Annotated in this window: 14 protein-coding genes; 5 read left to right on the top strand and 9 right to left on the bottom strand. The window is 60.5% G+C overall.

From position 1 onward, the window contains the following. Window positions 1-11 precede the first annotated feature (11 nt). The 9 genes from L384_RS19900 to hypA all read right to left on the bottom strand — a co-directional run bounded on the left by L384_RS19900 (window position 12) and on the right by hypA (window position 8,705). Window positions 12-773: a siderophore ABC transporter ATP-binding protein EitC gene (locus L384_RS19900; protein ID WP_022651751.1), complete on the bottom strand. Its 762-nt coding sequence runs from the start codon at window positions 771-773 to the stop codon at window positions 12-14. Further along, entirely contained in the window at window positions 773-1,810 is a 1,038-nt protein-coding gene (locus L384_RS19905; protein ID WP_022651750.1) for a FecCD family ABC transporter permease, read from the bottom strand. Before L384_RS19905 ends, L384_RS19900 begins: the two co-directional genes overlap by 1 nt. After that, a complete protein-coding gene (locus tag L384_RS19910) occupies window positions 1,810-2,808 on the bottom strand; it encodes a siderophore ABC transporter substrate-binding protein EitA (RefSeq protein ID WP_022651749.1) in 999 nt (332 codons plus the stop codon). Before L384_RS19910 ends, L384_RS19905 begins: the two co-directional genes overlap by 1 nt. A 149-nt stretch (window positions 2,809-2,957) precedes the next feature. Continuing rightward, entirely contained in the window at window positions 2,958-5,030 is a 2,073-nt protein-coding gene (flhA, locus tag L384_RS19915) for a formate hydrogenlyase transcriptional activator FlhA (protein ID WP_023323668.1), read from the bottom strand. A 62-nt stretch (window positions 5,031-5,092) separates the two neighbouring features. After that, window positions 5,093-6,103, bottom strand: coding sequence for a hydrogenase expression/formation protein HypE (gene hypE / locus L384_RS19920; protein ID WP_023323667.1), 1,011 nt, complete (start codon window positions 6,101-6,103; stop codon window positions 5,093-5,095). Then, window positions 6,100-7,221: a hydrogenase formation protein HypD gene (gene hypD / locus L384_RS19925; protein ID WP_023323666.1), complete on the bottom strand. Its 1,122-nt coding sequence runs from the start codon at window positions 7,219-7,221 to the stop codon at window positions 6,100-6,102. The genes hypE and hypD overlap by 4 nt, the downstream gene beginning before the upstream one ends. A gap of 3 nt (window positions 7,222-7,224) precedes the next feature. Further along, window positions 7,225-7,497 (bottom strand): HypC/HybG/HupF family hydrogenase formation chaperone, encoded by a 273-nt coding sequence (locus L384_RS19930; protein WP_003862132.1) that lies wholly within the window; start codon window positions 7,495-7,497, stop codon window positions 7,225-7,227. Continuing rightward, on the bottom strand, window positions 7,488-8,351 hold the full coding sequence (gene hypB, locus L384_RS19935) for a hydrogenase nickel incorporation protein HypB (RefSeq protein ID WP_023323665.1): 864 nt from the start codon (window positions 8,349-8,351) through the stop codon (window positions 7,488-7,490). The genes L384_RS19930 and hypB overlap by 10 nt, the downstream gene beginning before the upstream one ends. 3 nt (window positions 8,352-8,354) lie before the next feature. Next, window positions 8,355-8,705 carry a hydrogenase maturation nickel metallochaperone HypA gene (gene hypA, locus L384_RS19940; RefSeq protein WP_022651745.1) on the bottom strand — a complete coding sequence of 117 codons (351 nt, stop codon included), beginning with the start codon at window positions 8,703-8,705 and terminating at the stop codon, window positions 8,355-8,357. Window positions 8,706-8,915: 210 nt separating this feature from the next. Between hypA and hycA the strand changes: the two genes are divergently transcribed. The 5 genes from hycA to hycE all read left to right on the top strand — a co-directional run bounded on the left by hycA (window position 8,916) and on the right by hycE (window position 14,523). After that, a complete protein-coding gene (hycA, locus tag L384_RS19945) occupies window positions 8,916-9,380 on the top strand; it encodes a formate hydrogenlyase regulator HycA (protein WP_023323664.1) in 465 nt (154 codons plus the stop codon). A gap of 73 nt (window positions 9,381-9,453) precedes the next feature. Further along, window positions 9,454-10,062 (top strand): 4Fe-4S dicluster domain-containing protein, encoded by a 609-nt coding sequence (locus tag L384_RS19950; protein ID WP_017692772.1) that lies wholly within the window; start codon window positions 9,454-9,456, stop codon window positions 10,060-10,062. Continuing rightward, window positions 10,059-11,873 carry a formate hydrogenlyase subunit 3 gene (gene hycC, locus L384_RS19955; RefSeq protein WP_023323663.1) on the top strand — a complete coding sequence of 605 codons (1,815 nt, stop codon included), beginning with the start codon at window positions 10,059-10,061 and terminating at the stop codon, window positions 11,871-11,873. Before L384_RS19950 ends, hycC begins: the two co-directional genes overlap by 4 nt. Window position 11,874: 1 nt before the next feature. After that, entirely contained in the window at window positions 11,875-12,798 is a 924-nt protein-coding gene (locus tag L384_RS19960; RefSeq protein WP_023323662.1) for a respiratory chain complex I subunit 1 family protein, read from the top strand. Between the two features lie 15 nt (window positions 12,799-12,813). Beyond that, window positions 12,814-14,523 (top strand): formate hydrogenlyase subunit HycE, encoded by a 1,710-nt coding sequence (gene hycE, locus L384_RS19965; RefSeq protein WP_022651741.1) that lies wholly within the window; start codon window positions 12,814-12,816, stop codon window positions 14,521-14,523. Window positions 14,524-14,532 lie beyond the last annotated feature (9 nt).

Here is a 14,532-nt window from a genome sequence, read left to right as displayed (position 1 = left end):
TTAACTCACCCCTACACGATAAAATGGATGTGTTTTTTGCCGTGGTACGGCGAGATCTCGATTCTGGTTTTCACCCTGAAGACGTCCCAGAGTAGTTCCTCGGATAAGATTTCCTGCGGCGTTCCGGTCGCCACAATCTGCCCTTGCTGCATCACAATCAGCGAATCGCAGAACATGGATGCGTGGTTAAGATCGTGAATGGCGACGATGCTGGTTACCGGCAGCTCACTGATAAGCTGCATGAGCTGCATCTGATGATGAATGTCCAGATGGTTGGTCGGTTCATCCAGCAGGATCTCGGTGGGCGTTTGCGCCAGCGCGCGGGCGATATGTACCCGCTGACGCTCGCCGCCGGATAAGCTCAGCCAGCCCTGTTCGCTGCGATCCAGCATATCCACGCGTTGCAGGGCGGCGGTGACGGTTTCGTCATCCTGCGCGCTCCAGTTTGAGAAGGGAGAATGGTGCGGAATTCGCCCCAGTTTGACGACGTCACGCACGCGCATATTGGCGTCGGTCATTCCGTGCTGTTCAACAAACGCCACGCGCCGCGCCAGCTGCTTTTTGGCAATGCGGGCAATGTCCTGTCCGTCCAGCGTCACGCACCCGGCATCCGGGCGGCGCAGACCTGCCAGTATGCGCAACAGCGAGGATTTACCGCAGCCGTTAGGGCCAAGCAGGCCCACCGTTTCGCCCCGGGAAACCTTCAGCGAAACATGATTCACAATGATCTTTTTACCTACCTTCCAGGTGATTTTCTCGGCGCAGATGCTCATTACTTATTCCTTGAGCGGTAGATAATCACGGCGAAGAACGGTACGCCCACCAGTGCGGTAACGACGCCAACCGGCAGGCTTTGCGGAGCAATCAGCATCCGCGAGGCGATGTCGGCCAGCACCATCAGGATCGCCCCCGCCAGCGCGCTGGCTATCAGCAGCGTGCGGTGCAGCGGCCCGAACAGGAAACGCATAACGTGCGGCACGACCAGCCCGACAAAACCAATAGAGCCCGCCATGCTGACGATGGTCGCGGTGATCAGGGCGGTGGTGGTAAACAAGGCCAGGCGCACCCAGGGCACGGCAATGCCCAACGAGGCGGCGGCATCATCACCGAACGTAAAGGCGTCCAGCGCACGGGAATAATAAAGACAGACGGCCAGCCCCGCCAGTACCACTACCAGCGCCAGCTGGAATTCCGGCCAGCGTACGCCGCTAAAGCTGCCCAGCAGCCAGAACATCACGTCGCGCGCCTGTTGCGCGCTGGCAGAGGTGCTGATGGTATAGGCGGTAATGGCGTTAAACAGCTGAGAGGCCGCTACGCCCGCCAGGATCGTGCGTTCATTGCCGCCGCGCGCGCCGTTGGTCAGGAAGGCGACGAAGGCAAAGGCGGCGAAGGCTCCGGCAAACGCGCCCGCAGAAAGCGATACTGCGCCGGTGCCGAGACCCAATACGACGACTGACACCGCCCCGGTTGACGCTCCCGCCGACACGCCGAGCACGTAAGGTTCCGCCAGCGCATTCTTCAAAAGGCTCTGCAATACGGCCCCGCAGATGGCCAACCCGGCTCCGCAGCAGGCCGCCACCAGCGCGCGGCTGAGGCGAAAGTCCCAGATGACGCTCTCGTAGATGCGGTTGAGCGGAACGTCAGTCAGCCCCAGCTTATTGCTGATGGCGTAGAACACGTTATTGAGCGGGATAGACAACTCACCGATGCTGACGCCAAGGGCGATCACCAGAAACAACAGCACGAAGGCGAGCAGGCATGACGTGGTCAGGAGCACCCCCTGCCGCATCTGAAGTACGGCGGTGGTCATCAGTTCAGTCCCAGTTTTCTGAGCTGTTCGCCGACCTGCTCAGCACCGTAAAGCGTGCGAATCGTCGGGTTCATGGCCTGGCCGTCCATCACCACAATATGACCCTTCTTCACCGCCTCCATCTGGCTGACGGCTGGATCGCTTTTCAGGAATTTGATTTTTTCTTCGGCGTTGTCCAGCGCCCAGCGGTTACGATCCAGGCTGGAGACCACAATCACGTCCGGATTAGCGGCAATAATACTTTCCCAGCCCACGGTCGGCCATTCGGTCTCAGAGGTAATGGCGTTATGGCCGCCCAGCACGTTAGCAATAAAGCCAGAGGCGCTGTTTTTGCCGCCGACATAGGCATCAGCCGAAGGTGAGGAGCTTGAGAACCAGAAAACAAAGGAGAGGTCTTTGTTGTTTTTGCCAAACTCCTGGCGCAGGTCGGCTTCACGTTTTTTGAAGTCGGCGATAACGGCCTGACCGCGCGCTTCCACGTTGAAAATCTTGGCGAAATCCTCAATCTCTTGATAAAGGTAGGTCATGTCCCACAGCGTCTGGCGGCTGCCGTACATGTCCCCTGCGGCTTTTTTGGTGGCGCACATGCCCGGAGATAAATAGCTGTTTACCCCAACGGTGGCCAGGTCTTCGCGTTTTGCGACCTTACTTTCCGGTCCGAGCAGCAGCGGCAGCTGTGCAGGAACAAAATCAGGGTTTTGCGCAAGAATGGATTCAAGCGTCGGAATTTCGACGGTCAGGGTTTTGATTTTTGCATTCTGCTCAGCCAGCTGCGGCAATACTTTGGTCGGCCAGAACGCGCTGGCTTTCACCTTATCTTCCAGACCCAGCAGAAGCAGGATCTCGACGGTATTCTGCCCCAGGGCCACAACGCGTTCCGGCGCTTTGGTGAAGGTTTCTTTATACCCGCAGTTTTCTATCGTGAGCGGGTACGTGGTAGCCAGAGCTGTACTCATTGATGCAACCGCCAGGCCTAACGCGCAGAGAACCTTTTTCATTAAACGCTACCTTCATTAAAATTATTTTGATGCAAATGAAACGCATTATTAAGGCGGAATTTTATACAGAGGAAAATATATTGTGTCAATGTGAGACAATTACGCAGAGTGATGAAAGGCGGCGCCATATACGGCGCCGGAATGACGGGTTAATTCAGGCTCTCTTTATCGATTCCCAGACGCTTCATGCGCGAGAGCAGGGTGGTACGCTTCAGCCCCAGCCGTTGCGCCGCGCCTTTCGGCCCGGCCACCACGCCGTTGGTCTCCCTGAGCACGCGCAAAATGAGCTGATATTCATCCTCTCCATCCTTCGCAACCTCGGTTGCGGCCACGGTCGTTTCCGCAAGAGAAACCTCCGGCAGGGACAGCTGAAGCACGTTCCCGCGCGTCAGCAGCACCGCGCGCTCGATGACGTTTTCCAGCTCGCGCACGTTCCCCGGCCACTCCATCGCCGAGAGTGTGCGTAGCGTTTCGGCAGGAATACTGTCGATATTTCGCCCCATCCGGCGGGCAATCTTCGCGGTAAAGGCTTTCACCAGCAGCGGAATATCTTCCGGGCGCTCGCGCAGCGGCGGCAGGCAGATCGGGAATACGTTCAGGCGATAGTAGAGATCGCTTCTGAACTCACGGTCTGCGACCATTTTTTTCAGATCGCGGTTGGTGGCGGCAATCAGACGCACGTCGGTCTGGATCAGCTTGTTGCTGCCGAGGCGCTCAAACTCCTGCTCCTGCAGCACGCGCAGCAGCTTGGGCTGGAGCTCCAGCGGCATATCGCCCACTTCGTCGAGGAACAAAGAGCTTTTATCCGCCAGCTCAAAACGGCCCAGCCGCTGGCTGCTGGCGCCGGTAAAGGCACCGCGCTCGTGGCCGAACAGGTCGCTTTCCAGTAAGCCAGCAGGCATCGCCGCGCAGTTCATCTTCACCATCCGGCGGCTGTTGCGGTTGCTCAGGTTGTGGATCGCCCGGGCAATCAGCTCTTTCCCGGTACCGGTTTCACCGAGGATCAGCACCGTGCTGTCGCTTTGCGCCACCATCTCCACCTGCTTGAGCACGCTGTACATGGCATCGCTGCGCCCGATGATTTCGCCAAACTCGCTGTCCACGTTGTTGAGCTGCTCGGTCAGCGCCAGGTTTTCGTCCACCAGCCGCTCCTTCAGGCGGTGGATCTCCTGATAGGCGAGGGCGTTATCCAGCGCGATGGAGATGCGCTCGGCGATCTGGCGCAGCAGCTTCAGGTTGGCGGTGGTAAATACGGCTTCATCGCACTGCGCCAGTTTGAGCACGCCGAGCATGGTGTTGCCGGACATCAGCGGCAGCAGGCACAGGGTCTGGATCTTGTTGCCCCAGGTGTTGAAGAGCATCCGCTCGTAGGGGGCTACCGGATCCTGTTCATTGAGATTGAGCAGCAGGATCTCTTTGCTTTTAAATACCCGCTCGGACAGCGTTCCCGCTTCGTCCACTTCGCTCTGCTCGTGCGCCGGGTTAGCTTCATCAAGGTAGTGGGTGGAGTAGATGTTCAGCTTGCCTTTCCGGTTGCCGCGTAGCGCAATGCTGATGGCATCGATTTTAAAATAGTGATGGATCTCTTTTGATACTTCGCTGACCAGCTCATCCATGTCCAGGCGGGAGAGCACGGCGTTGGTGATGGCAACCAGAATGCGGAAGTTATCGCGCTCGCGGCTCAGCAGGTCGTAGTCCACGTTATTGGTGACGCGGCTTTGGATCTGCTCCGCGACAACGGCCACAATCTGGGTAAAGGTGTGCAGGCGTTCGTACTCCGCCTCGCTCCAGGGCTGGTCGGTATCGCGGATAAACTCGCAGCCGCCAAAAATTTGCCCTTCCACCGCCAGCGGCAGCATGCTGTAGTGGCCGAAAGGGTGGTAAAGGTTGCTCTCTGCCAGCTTCGGCCAGGCCTGGCGAAACTGGTCAAAATTGCAGTGCAGCGCTTCCGGGCGGGAGAGAATACGCCGCACCGGGCCGTGGGCAAGAAACGTTTCATCTTCATATTCGAAGATTTTGCCGTTATCACGCGTTGAGAAATAGCTCGCGCGGTGGGTTGCGCTATGCCAGAGCACAATGGCGGCGCTGTCCGCCAGCGCAGATTGCCTGACCAGCCGCGTCAGGGCATCGCTCAGTGCGCCGAGGTCGGGCTGTTGTAAAAGTGTGCGCGTGATGTCAAACAGGCCCTGCTGTCCAAGATCGCTCATCGGTGTATACGGCATTGTTGCTTTCCAATAGAAACTGGCAAAAAGAGAAATTCAGCGCTGACCGCTTTTGGCGCGGTCTAGCAAATTCGGGGTAACGGTTCAGCGTGCGGCAGATCCAGCGTACGCTTCACGCCGTAAAGCCCGGTCAGGCGCACCCCTTTGCGCTCAACCACGTCGCCGATGATGGCCGCGTCTTTCCCTAATGGATGCGCGCGCAGCTGTGCAAGTACGGCTTCGGCAGCCTGGCGCTCCACGCCGATCAGCAGCTTGCCCTCGTTGGCAAAGTTCAGCGGGTCGAGCCCCAGCAGTTCGCACAGGCCACGAACGGCAGGTCTGACGGGCAGGCTGCGCTCGTTAAGCTCAATACCACAGCCACTGCTGGCGGCAAACTCATGCACCACGGCATTCACGCCGCCGCGGGTGGCATCGCGCAGCGCTTTCACGCCGGGAACGGTACGCAGCGTCTGGATCAGCGGCGTGAGTACCGCGCAGTCACTGCGCAGTTCCCCGTCCAGCCCCAGGCCTTCGCGCAGGTTCAGGATGGTTGCCCCGTGGCAGCCCAGCGTGCCGCTGACAATCAGCACGTCGCCTGCGCAAAGCTGTTGAGCGCCCCAGTGAATATCGGCGGGGATCGCCCCCATCCCGGCGGTGTTGATAAAAAGCTTATCCGCCGCGCCGCGCTGCACCACCTTGGTATCCCCGGTGACGATAGCGATCCCCGCCTCGCGGGCGGTGTGCGCCATGCTGTTGACCACCGCCGTGAGCGTTTCCATCGGTAACCCTTCTTCGAGGATAAACCCGCAGGAGAGGTAGCGGGGGATCGCGCCGCTGACGGCGACGTCGTTTGCCGTGCCGCAGACGGCGAGCTTGCCGATATCGCCGCCCGGGAAGAACAGCGGGTCAATCACGTAGCTGTCGGTAGAGAACGCCAGCCTGTCACCGTGTGCGGTGAGGGTTGAGAGCGCAATGCGCGCCTGATCTTCCTGCTCGGCGAGCCAGGGATTGTTAAAGGCGTCCATAAACAGCCGGTTAATCAGCTGCTGCATCGCCTGTCCACCGCTTCCGTGCGCCATTTCCACCGTGTTCATGCTTCACACTCCTGGTTGCGATAGTGATACCACGCGGCGCATGCCCCTTCTGAAGAGACCATCAGCGCGCCAAACGCGGTTTGCGGGTTACAGGCGTTGCCAAATAACGGGCAGTGATAAGGTTTGCATTTTCCGGTGAGTACGTCGCCACAGCGGGCGCGGGGATCGTCGCACACCTGCTGCGGCTGCGGTCGGAAATGCGCTTCGGCGTCGAAGGCGCGATACGCGGGCGTCAGGTGTACGCCGGATTCGGCAATCAGCCCCAGTCCGCGCCACTCGCTGTCGCCTTCGACGCTAAACACGTCGGCTATGGCCTGCTGTGCCCGTCTGTTACCTGCATCGGGCACCACGCGGCGATACTGATTTTCCACCGCACTCAGGGCCGCTATTTTCTGCTCAACCAGCATGGTCACGCCTTGCAGTAGATCAAGTGGCTCGAAACCAGCCACCACTAACGGACGATTGTACTGTTCAGCGATAAAACCGTAGGCTTCTGTGCCGATCACCATGCTGACGTGGCCCGGCGCCAGAAACGCGTCGATACCGTTATCTGGCGCTTCCAGCAGGCTGCGCAGCGTGGGAATAAGCGTGATGTGCTGGCAGAAAAAGTAAAAGTTTGTGACGTTGCGGGCTTTCGCCTGCTGGAGGGTAATGGCGGTGGCGGGCATGGTGGTTTCAAAACCCAGCCCGAAAAAGACGACCTTACGCTCAGGATTAGCCATCGCCAGCGTCAGGGCATCCATCGGTGAGTAGACGATCCGCACGTCCGCGCCGCGCGCCTTCGCCTGGAGCAGCGAGCCATTTTTTCCCGGTACACGCATGGCGTCGCCAAAGGTACAAAAAATCACACCGGGGCGGCTGGCGATGTCGAGACAGCTGTCGATGCGCCCCATCGGCAGCACGCACACCGGGCAGCCGGGGCCGTGGATAAATTCGATGTTTTCCGGCAGCAGCTGGTCGAGGCCAAATTTAAAGATGGCGTGGGTGTGTCCGCCGCACACCTCCATGATCCGCAGCGGTTTTTCTTTCGTGTAGTCCAGCAGCGACGCGCGGGAATTCAGGCGATCGATAAGCTGCAACACCTGCTCAGGCGCGCGATATTCATCAACGTAACGCATGTATTATCGTTCCTCCCCATACAGCAGGGCGCCCACGTCCGGCTCGACGTCAAACATATTCTGTAGCGCGTCCAGCGTGTCGCGGGCTTCTTCCTCATTAATCACGCTCATGGCAAAACCCACGTGGACCAGCACCCACTGGCCGAGACGCGATGCGCCGGTCTCATCGTGGCTGCCTACCAGCGTCAGGTCGACATCGCGCAGGATGCCGCATACCTCCACTTTGGCCTGATTGCCGTCGATGGAATGAATTTGTCCGGGGACGCCTATGCACATCGTTCGTTCTCCAGCCAGTTCAGCCAGGCGTCCATCCCGTCGCCGCGCGTGGCGGAAACCAGCAGGATCTCAATGTCCGGGTTCACTTCGCGGGCGTAAGCCAGGCACTTATCCACGTCGAAATTCAGGTACGGCAGCAGGTCGACTTTGTTCAGCAGCATGAGGGAGGCGGCGGCAAACATATGCGGATATTTCAGCGGCTTGTCTTCCCCTTCGGTCACGGAGAGTACCGCCACTTTATGCCGCTCGCCGAGGTCGAAGCTTGCCGGGCAGACCAGGTTGCCGACGTTTTCAATGAACAGGATGCCGTTGTTCGCCAGCGGCAGGCGCGGGGCGGCGTCGGCAATCATCTGCGCGTCCAGATGGCACCCTTTCCCGGTGTTGACCTGAATCGCAGGCGTACCGGTTTCGCGGATGCGCGCGGCGTCGTTTACCGTTTGCTGGTCACCTTCGATAACGGCGCAGGAGACACGTTTATTCAGCCGTTTGAGGGTTTCGGTCAGCAGCGTGGTTTTACCGGAGCCGGGGCTGGAGACCAGGTTCAGCACCAGCTGTTCGCGCGCGGCAAAGCGGGCGCGATTGCGGACGGCGAGCTGGTTGTTTTTATCCAGCACGTTAATCTCCACCTCCAGCATCTGGCGCTGGCTGATGCCCGGCGCGTGGGTGCCCGCTTCGCCGCGGCCGTAATGCAGGTCACCCGCGTCGGAACGCTGCGGCGCGAAGGTGATGCCGGTCAGTGCCGCCGCGGGACGCGGGGCAGGGGAAAAGGGCGCGGAGCGAAACGCGGAGTGGGGGCGGTGTTCATCCCCTTCGATATACAGGTTGCCTTCAGCGCAACCGCAGGTACTACACATACTTTACTCCTTCTCGATTTCGAGGCGTTGGATCTGCATACCGTCATCCGCCACGATGCGCAGCCCGCTGCTCTGGCACTGCGGACAGCGCTGTACCTTCGATGACAACAGCGTGACGTACTCCTGACACTGTTCGCACCAGCACTCCGCCTGCTGCTCCTCGATATGCAGTGCGCAACCTTCCGCCAGCGTGCCGCGGCACACCAGCTCAAAACAGAAGGTGAGGGCGCTGGTCTCGACGCAGGAAAACGCCCCGACCTTCAGCCAGACGCCGGTCACGCGCTTCGCATGGTTCTGCACAGCCTGCTGTTCGATAAGTTCCAGTGCCCGCTGGCAGAGGGTGATTTCGTGCATGACGCCTCCTTAATGAATTGCCCCTTCAATGCAATAACAGTGCCAGCTTGATTTGCGTTACGGCGTGACGATGTCAACGCTGTCGAAATGACACGTCGACACCGCGGCGGTGACAGTACGTATCTTGTTAAAAGATATTTAAATCAACAGATTAAAAACTGGCACGAAAACTGCTTAACAGCCGCTAACTCCATTAACCGGATACCTTTTATGACTATTTGGGAAATTAGCGAAAAAGCGGATTACATCGCGCAACGTCATCAGCAGCTTCAGGATCAGTGGCACCTCTACTGCAACTCTCTGATCCAGGGGATCACCCTGTCAAAAGCCCGTCTGCACCATGCCATGAGCTGCGCGGCGCAGGGGGACATGCGCTTTGTGTTGTTTGGTCACTTCACGATTTTTGTCACCCTGGCGGAGAGCTTCAACAGCCACACCATTGAGTATTACGTTGAGACAAAAGAGGGTGAAAAACAGTGTATTGCGAAAGCTCAACTGATGGCCGACGGCATGGTGGACGGTCACGTCAGCAACCGCGATCGCCAGCAGGTGCTGGAGCACTATCTGGAGAAAATAGCGCCGGTTTATAACAGCCTCTACGCCGCCGTTGAGCACGATCAGCCGATCAACCTGAAACAGCTGATCGACGGAAAATCCTCCGCGAACGTGGCCTGAAAAGCGAGTGTCGAGAAGTGTCGATAAGACAGTTTTTTTTCGTCAAAAATGACCATCACCAGAGGATGACCCGGTGAACCGTTTTGTAATTGCTGACTCGACGGTCTGTATTGGCTGTCGGACCTGTGAGGCGGCGTGCTCGGAAACGCACCGCCTGCACGGGCTACAGTCCATGCCGCGCCTGCGCGTCATGCGTAATGAGAAAGAGTCTGCCCCGCAGCTCTGTCACCACTGTGAAGACGCCCCGTGCGCGGGCGTTTGTCCTGTCAATGCCATCACCCGCGTTGACGGCGCGGTACAGCTGAACGAAAGCCTGTGCGTGAGCTGCAAGCTGTGCGGCATCGCCTGTCCGTTCGGCGCCATTGAGTTTTCCGGCAGCCGTCCGCTGCATATTCCGGCGAATGCCAATACCCCGAAAGCGCCGCCTGCGCCACCGGCTCCGGCACGTGTGAGCACGCTGCTGGACTGGGTGCCGGGCATTCGCGCCGTTGCGGTGAAGTGCGACCTGTGCAGCTTCGATGAGCAGGGTCCGGCCTGCGTGCGGACCTGCCCGACCCGGGCGCTGGTCCTGGTCAACATCCGCGACATCGCTCGCACCAGCAAACGCAAGCGTGAGCTGACCATCAATACCGACGTCGGCGATCTTTCGCTGCTGCGGGCGCTTAACGAGGGGGCGAAATGAACGCGATAGTTATGATGACCAGCGGCGTGGCCTGGTTTGCCGCCGCCGCTGTCCTGGCGCTGCTCCTCGCCTTCCATAAAACGCTGAGCGGCGTGATCGCCGGTATCGGCGGGGCGGTCGGCAGCCTGATGACGCTGGCGGCGGGCGGGGTTGTCCTGATCGACGGGCAATCCGTCGACACCCTCATCCCGCTGATTCACCACGCCGTTGAGCTTACGCCGCTGAACGCCATCTGGCTGATAACCTTTGGCCTGTGCGGGCTGTTTATCAGCCTGTTTAATATCGATTGGCACCGCCATCAGCACACCAAAGCCAACGGCCTGCTGGTTAACCTGTTGATGGCCGCCGCGGTCTGTACCGTTGTCGCCAGCAACCTCGGCGCGCTGGTGGTGATGGCTGAAATCATGGCCCTGTGCGGCGTGTTCCTGACCGGATGCAGCGCCTCCGGCAAGCTGTGGTTTGCGCTCGGACGTCTCGGCACGCTGCTGCTGGCGCTGGCCTGCTGGCTGGTGTGGCAGCGTTTCGGCACGCTGGATTTCGCCGCGCTTAACGGCCAGCCGCTGGGCAACGACGTCTGGCTGTTGAGCGTAGTCGGTTTTGGCCTGCTGGCCGGGATAATCCCGCTGCACGGCTGGGTGCCGCAGGCGCATGCCAATGCCTCAGCCCCGGCCGCTGCGCTGTTCTCCACCGTGGTGATGAAGGTCGGTCTGTTCGGCATCCTGACGATAACCCTGACGGGCGATCAGCCGCCGCTGTGGTGGGGCGTGGCGTTGCTGATTGCGGGGATGATCACCGCGTTCGTCGGTGGCCTCTACGCGCTGATGGAGCACAACATCCAGCGTCTGCTGGCGTACCACACCCTGGAGAACATCGGGATTATCCTGCTCGGCATGGGCGCAGGCGTCACCGGGCTGGCGCTCAACCAGCCGGCGCTGATTGCCGCCGGGTTTATTGGCGGTCTGTATCACCTTATCAACCACAGCTTGTTTAAAAGCACCCTGTTCCTCGGCGCGGGCAGCGTCTGGTTCCGCACCGGGCACCGCGATATTGAGAAGCTCGGCGGGATTGGCAAAAAAATGCCCGTCATTTCGCTGGCGATGCTGGTCGGGCTGATGGCGATGGCTGCGCTGCCGCCGCTGAACGGCTTTGCCGGCGAGTGGGTGATTTATCAATCCTTCTTCGCCCTCGGCCAGAGCGAGGCGTTTATCGGGCGTTTACTCGGCCCGCTGCTGGCGGTGGGCCTGGCGATCACCGGGGCGCTGGCGGTGATGTGTATGGCTAAAGTTTACGGTGTCACCTTCCTGGGCGCGCCGCGCACCCGAGAAGCGGAAAACGCCTGCTGCGCCCCGGTACTGATGACCACCAGCGTGGTCGCGCTGGCGCTGTGCTGCATCGCGGGCGGGGTTGCCGCGCCGTGGCTGCTGCCGCTGCTGGGCCACGCTATTCCGCTGCCGCTGGTCACGGCGCATACCGTCGTTTCCCAGCCGATGATGGCGCTGCTGCTGATTGCCGCGCCGCTCCTGCCGTTCGTGCTGATGCTGTTCTTCAGACGCGACCGTCTCGCCTCCCGCTCGCGCGGCGCGGCGTGGGCCTGCGGCTACGAACACGAGCAGTCGATGGTCATCACCGCCCACGGTTTCGCCATGCCGGTGAAAGAGAACTTTGCCGCCGTGCTGAAGCTGCGCCACTGGCTGAACCCGGTGGGCTGGGTGCCGGGCTGGCAGGGGGCCGCCGTGCCCGTACTGTTCCGCCGCCTGGCGCTGATCGAGCTGGCGGTGCTGGTGGTGATTGTCATTTCACGAGGAGCCTGACATGAGTCTGTTACTGGCAATTCTTCAGGCGCTGGGGCTGTTCGCCGCCGCGCCGCTGCTGTCGGGCATCACGCGCGTGGCGCGCGCCCGGCTGCACAACCGTCGCGGACCTGGCGTGCTCCAGGAGTACCGCGATCTCTTCAAACTGCTCTCCCGTCAGAGCGTCGCGCCGGATGCCGCGGGCTGGGTGTTCCGCCTGACGCCGTTTGTGATGGTGGGCGTGATGCTGACCATCGCCACCGCGCTGCCGGTGGTGACGGTGGCGTCGCCGCTGCCGGTGCTGGGCGATCTGATTACGCTGATCTACCTCTTCGCCATCGCGCGTTTCTTCTTTGCGATTGCGGGCCTGGACACCGGCAGCCCGTTTACGGGTATCGGCGCCAGCCGCGAGGCGATGCTCGGCGTGCTGGTTGAGCCAATTCTGCTGCTGGGGCTGTGGGTCGCCGCGCAGGTTGCAGGCTCGACCCACATCAGTTTCATCACCGACACCGTTTACCACTGGCCGGTTTCACGTTCGCTCCCGCTGGTGCTGGCGCTCTGCGCCTGCGCGTTCGCCACGTTTATCGAGATGGGCAAGCTGCCGTTCGATCTCGCGGAAGCGGAGCAGGAATTACAGGAGGGGCCGCTCACCGAGTACAGCGGCTACGGCTTTGCGGTGCTGAAGTGGGGCATCAGTCTCAAGCAGCTGGTGGTGTTGCAGATGTTCGTCGGCGTTTTCTTCCCGTGGGGGCAGATGACGCACTTCTCTGCGGGCGGCCTGCTGCTGGCCGTGGTGGTGGCTGTGCTCAAGCTGCTTATCGGCGTGCTGGTCATTGCCCTGTTTGAAAACAGCATGGCGCGCCTGCGTTTTGTCGAAACGTCACGCATTACCTGGGCTGGTTTTGGTTTTGCATTTTTAGCGTTCGTCTCCTTGCTGGTGGCGTGATTAAAGAGAGTGTTTATGTCTGAAGAAAAGAAAGGTCAGCAGTATCTCGCCGCGTTGCATCAGGCTTTCCCGGGCGTGGTGCTGGAGGAGTCCTGGCAAACCAAAGACCAGATCACCGTCACCATTAAGGTGAACTATCTGCCGGAAGTGGTGGAGTTTCTCTACTACCAGCAGGGCGGCTGGCTGTCGGTGTTGTTCGGTAACGACGAGCGCCAGCTGTGCGGCAGTTACGCGGTGTACTACGTGATGTCAATGGAGCAGGGCGAGAAGTGCTGGATCACCGTGCGCGTCGAAGTCGACCCGAATAAACCGGAATACCCGTCCGTCACGCCGCGCGTGCCCGCCGCCGTCTGGGGCGAGCGCGAAGTGCGCGACATGTACGGCCTGGTGCCGGTTGGCCTGCCTGACGAGCGTCGCCTGGTGCTGCCGGACGACTGGCCGGATGAACTCTATCCGCTGCGCAAGGACAGCATGGACTACCGCCAGCGCCCGGCCCCGACCACCGACAGCGAAACCTACGAGTTCATCAACGAGCTGGGCAGCAAGAAGAATAACGTGGTGCCGATTGGCCCGCTGCACGTTACCTCTGACGAACCGGGCCACTTCCGCCTGTTCGTCGACGGCGAGAACATTATCGACGCCGACTACCGCCTGTTCTACGTCCACCGCGGCATGGAGAAGCTGGCGGAGACCCGCATGGGCTACAACGAAGTCACGTTTCTTTCTGACCGCGTGTGCGGCATCTGCGGCTTTGCCCACAGCACCGCCTACACCACCTCGGTGGAAAACGGCATGGGGATCGTGGTGCCGGAACGCGCGCAGATGATCCGCGCCATTCTGCTGGAGGTGGAGCGCCTGCACTCGCACCTGCTGAACCTCGGCCTGGCCTGCCATTTCGTCGGATTTGACTCCGGGTTTATGCAGTTCTTCCGCGTGCGCGAGGCGTCGATGAAGATGGCGGAGATCCTCACCGGGGCGCGTAAAACCTACGGCCTGAATCTGATCGGCGGGATCCGCCGCGACCTGCTGAAAGACGACATGATCCAGACCCGCCAGCTGGCGCAGCAGATGCGCCGGGACGTGCAGGAGCTGGTGGATATGCTGCTCAGCACGCCCAACATTGAGCAGCGCACCGTCGGGATTGGTCGTCTTGACCCGGAAATCGCCCGCGACTTCAGTAACGTTGGTCCGATGGTGCGCGCCAGCGGCCACGCCCGCGATACCCGCGCCGATCACCCGTTCGTCGGCTACGGCCTGCTGCCGATGACCGTGCACAGCGAGCAGGGCTGCGACGTCATCTCCCGTCTGAAGGTGCGCATCAACGAGGTATTCACCGCGCTGAACATGATCGACTACGGCCTCGATAACCTGCCGGGCGGCCCGCTGATGGTGGAAGGCTTCACCTACATTCCAAACCGCTTTGCCCTCGGCTTTGCCGAAGCGCCGCGCGGGGACGACATCCACTGGAGCATGACCGGCGACAACCAGAAGCTCTACCGCTGGCGCTGCCGTGCGGCGACCTACGCCAACTGGCCAACCCTGCGCTACATGCTGCGCGGCAACACGGTCTCTGACGCGCCGCTGATCATCGGCAGCCTCGACCCGTGTTACTCCTGCACCGACCGCATGACCGTCGTGGACGTGCGCAAGAAGAAAAGCCAGGTGGTGCCGTACAAAGAGCTTGAGCGCTACAGCATCGAACGTAAGAACTCGCCGCTGAAATAAGGATTCGCC

The sequence above is a fragment of the Enterobacter sp. MGH 38 genome, assembly GCF_000492855.1.
Taxonomy (GTDB): domain Bacteria; phylum Pseudomonadota; class Gammaproteobacteria; order Enterobacterales; family Enterobacteriaceae; genus Enterobacter; species Enterobacter hormaechei_C.
This window is presented reverse-complemented; position numbering and strand designations above follow the sequence as displayed.

Excerpts from the sequence above, each read along its gene's own strand:
- hycC (WP_023323663.1), top strand. The coding sequence starts at position 10,059 with ATGAACGCGATAGTTATGATGACCAGCGGCGTGGCCTGGTTTGCCGCC.
- hycE (WP_022651741.1), top strand. The coding sequence starts at position 12,814 with ATGTCTGAAGAAAAGAAAGGTCAGCAGTATCTCGCCGCGTTGCATCAG.
- L384_RS19960 (WP_023323662.1), top strand. The coding sequence starts at position 11,875 with ATGAGTCTGTTACTGGCAATTCTTCAGGCGCTGGGGCTGTTCGCCGCC.
- hypA (WP_022651745.1), bottom strand. The coding sequence starts at position 8,705 with ATGCACGAAATCACCCTCTGCCAGCGGGCACTGGAACTTATCGAACAG.
- L384_RS19930 (WP_003862132.1), bottom strand. The coding sequence starts at position 7,497 with ATGTGCATAGGCGTCCCCGGACAAATTCATTCCATCGACGGCAATCAG.
- L384_RS19905 (WP_022651750.1), bottom strand. The coding sequence starts at position 1,810 with ATGACCACCGCCGTACTTCAGATGCGGCAGGGGGTGCTCCTGACCACG.
- flhA (WP_023323668.1), bottom strand. The coding sequence starts at position 5,030 with ATGCCGTATACACCGATGAGCGATCTTGGACAGCAGGGCCTGTTTGAC.
- hycA (WP_023323664.1), top strand. The coding sequence starts at position 8,916 with ATGACTATTTGGGAAATTAGCGAAAAAGCGGATTACATCGCGCAACGT.
- L384_RS19900 (WP_022651751.1), bottom strand. The coding sequence starts at position 773 with ATGAGCATCTGCGCCGAGAAAATCACCTGGAAGGTAGGTAAAAAGATC.
- hypB (WP_023323665.1), bottom strand. The coding sequence starts at position 8,351 with ATGTGTAGTACCTGCGGTTGCGCTGAAGGCAACCTGTATATCGAAGGG.
- hypE (WP_023323667.1), bottom strand. The coding sequence starts at position 6,103 with ATGAACACGGTGGAAATGGCGCACGGAAGCGGTGGACAGGCGATGCAG.
- L384_RS19910 (WP_022651749.1), bottom strand. The coding sequence starts at position 2,808 with ATGAAAAAGGTTCTCTGCGCGTTAGGCCTGGCGGTTGCATCAATGAGT.
- hypD (WP_023323666.1), bottom strand. The coding sequence starts at position 7,221 with ATGCGTTACGTTGATGAATATCGCGCGCCTGAGCAGGTGTTGCAGCTT.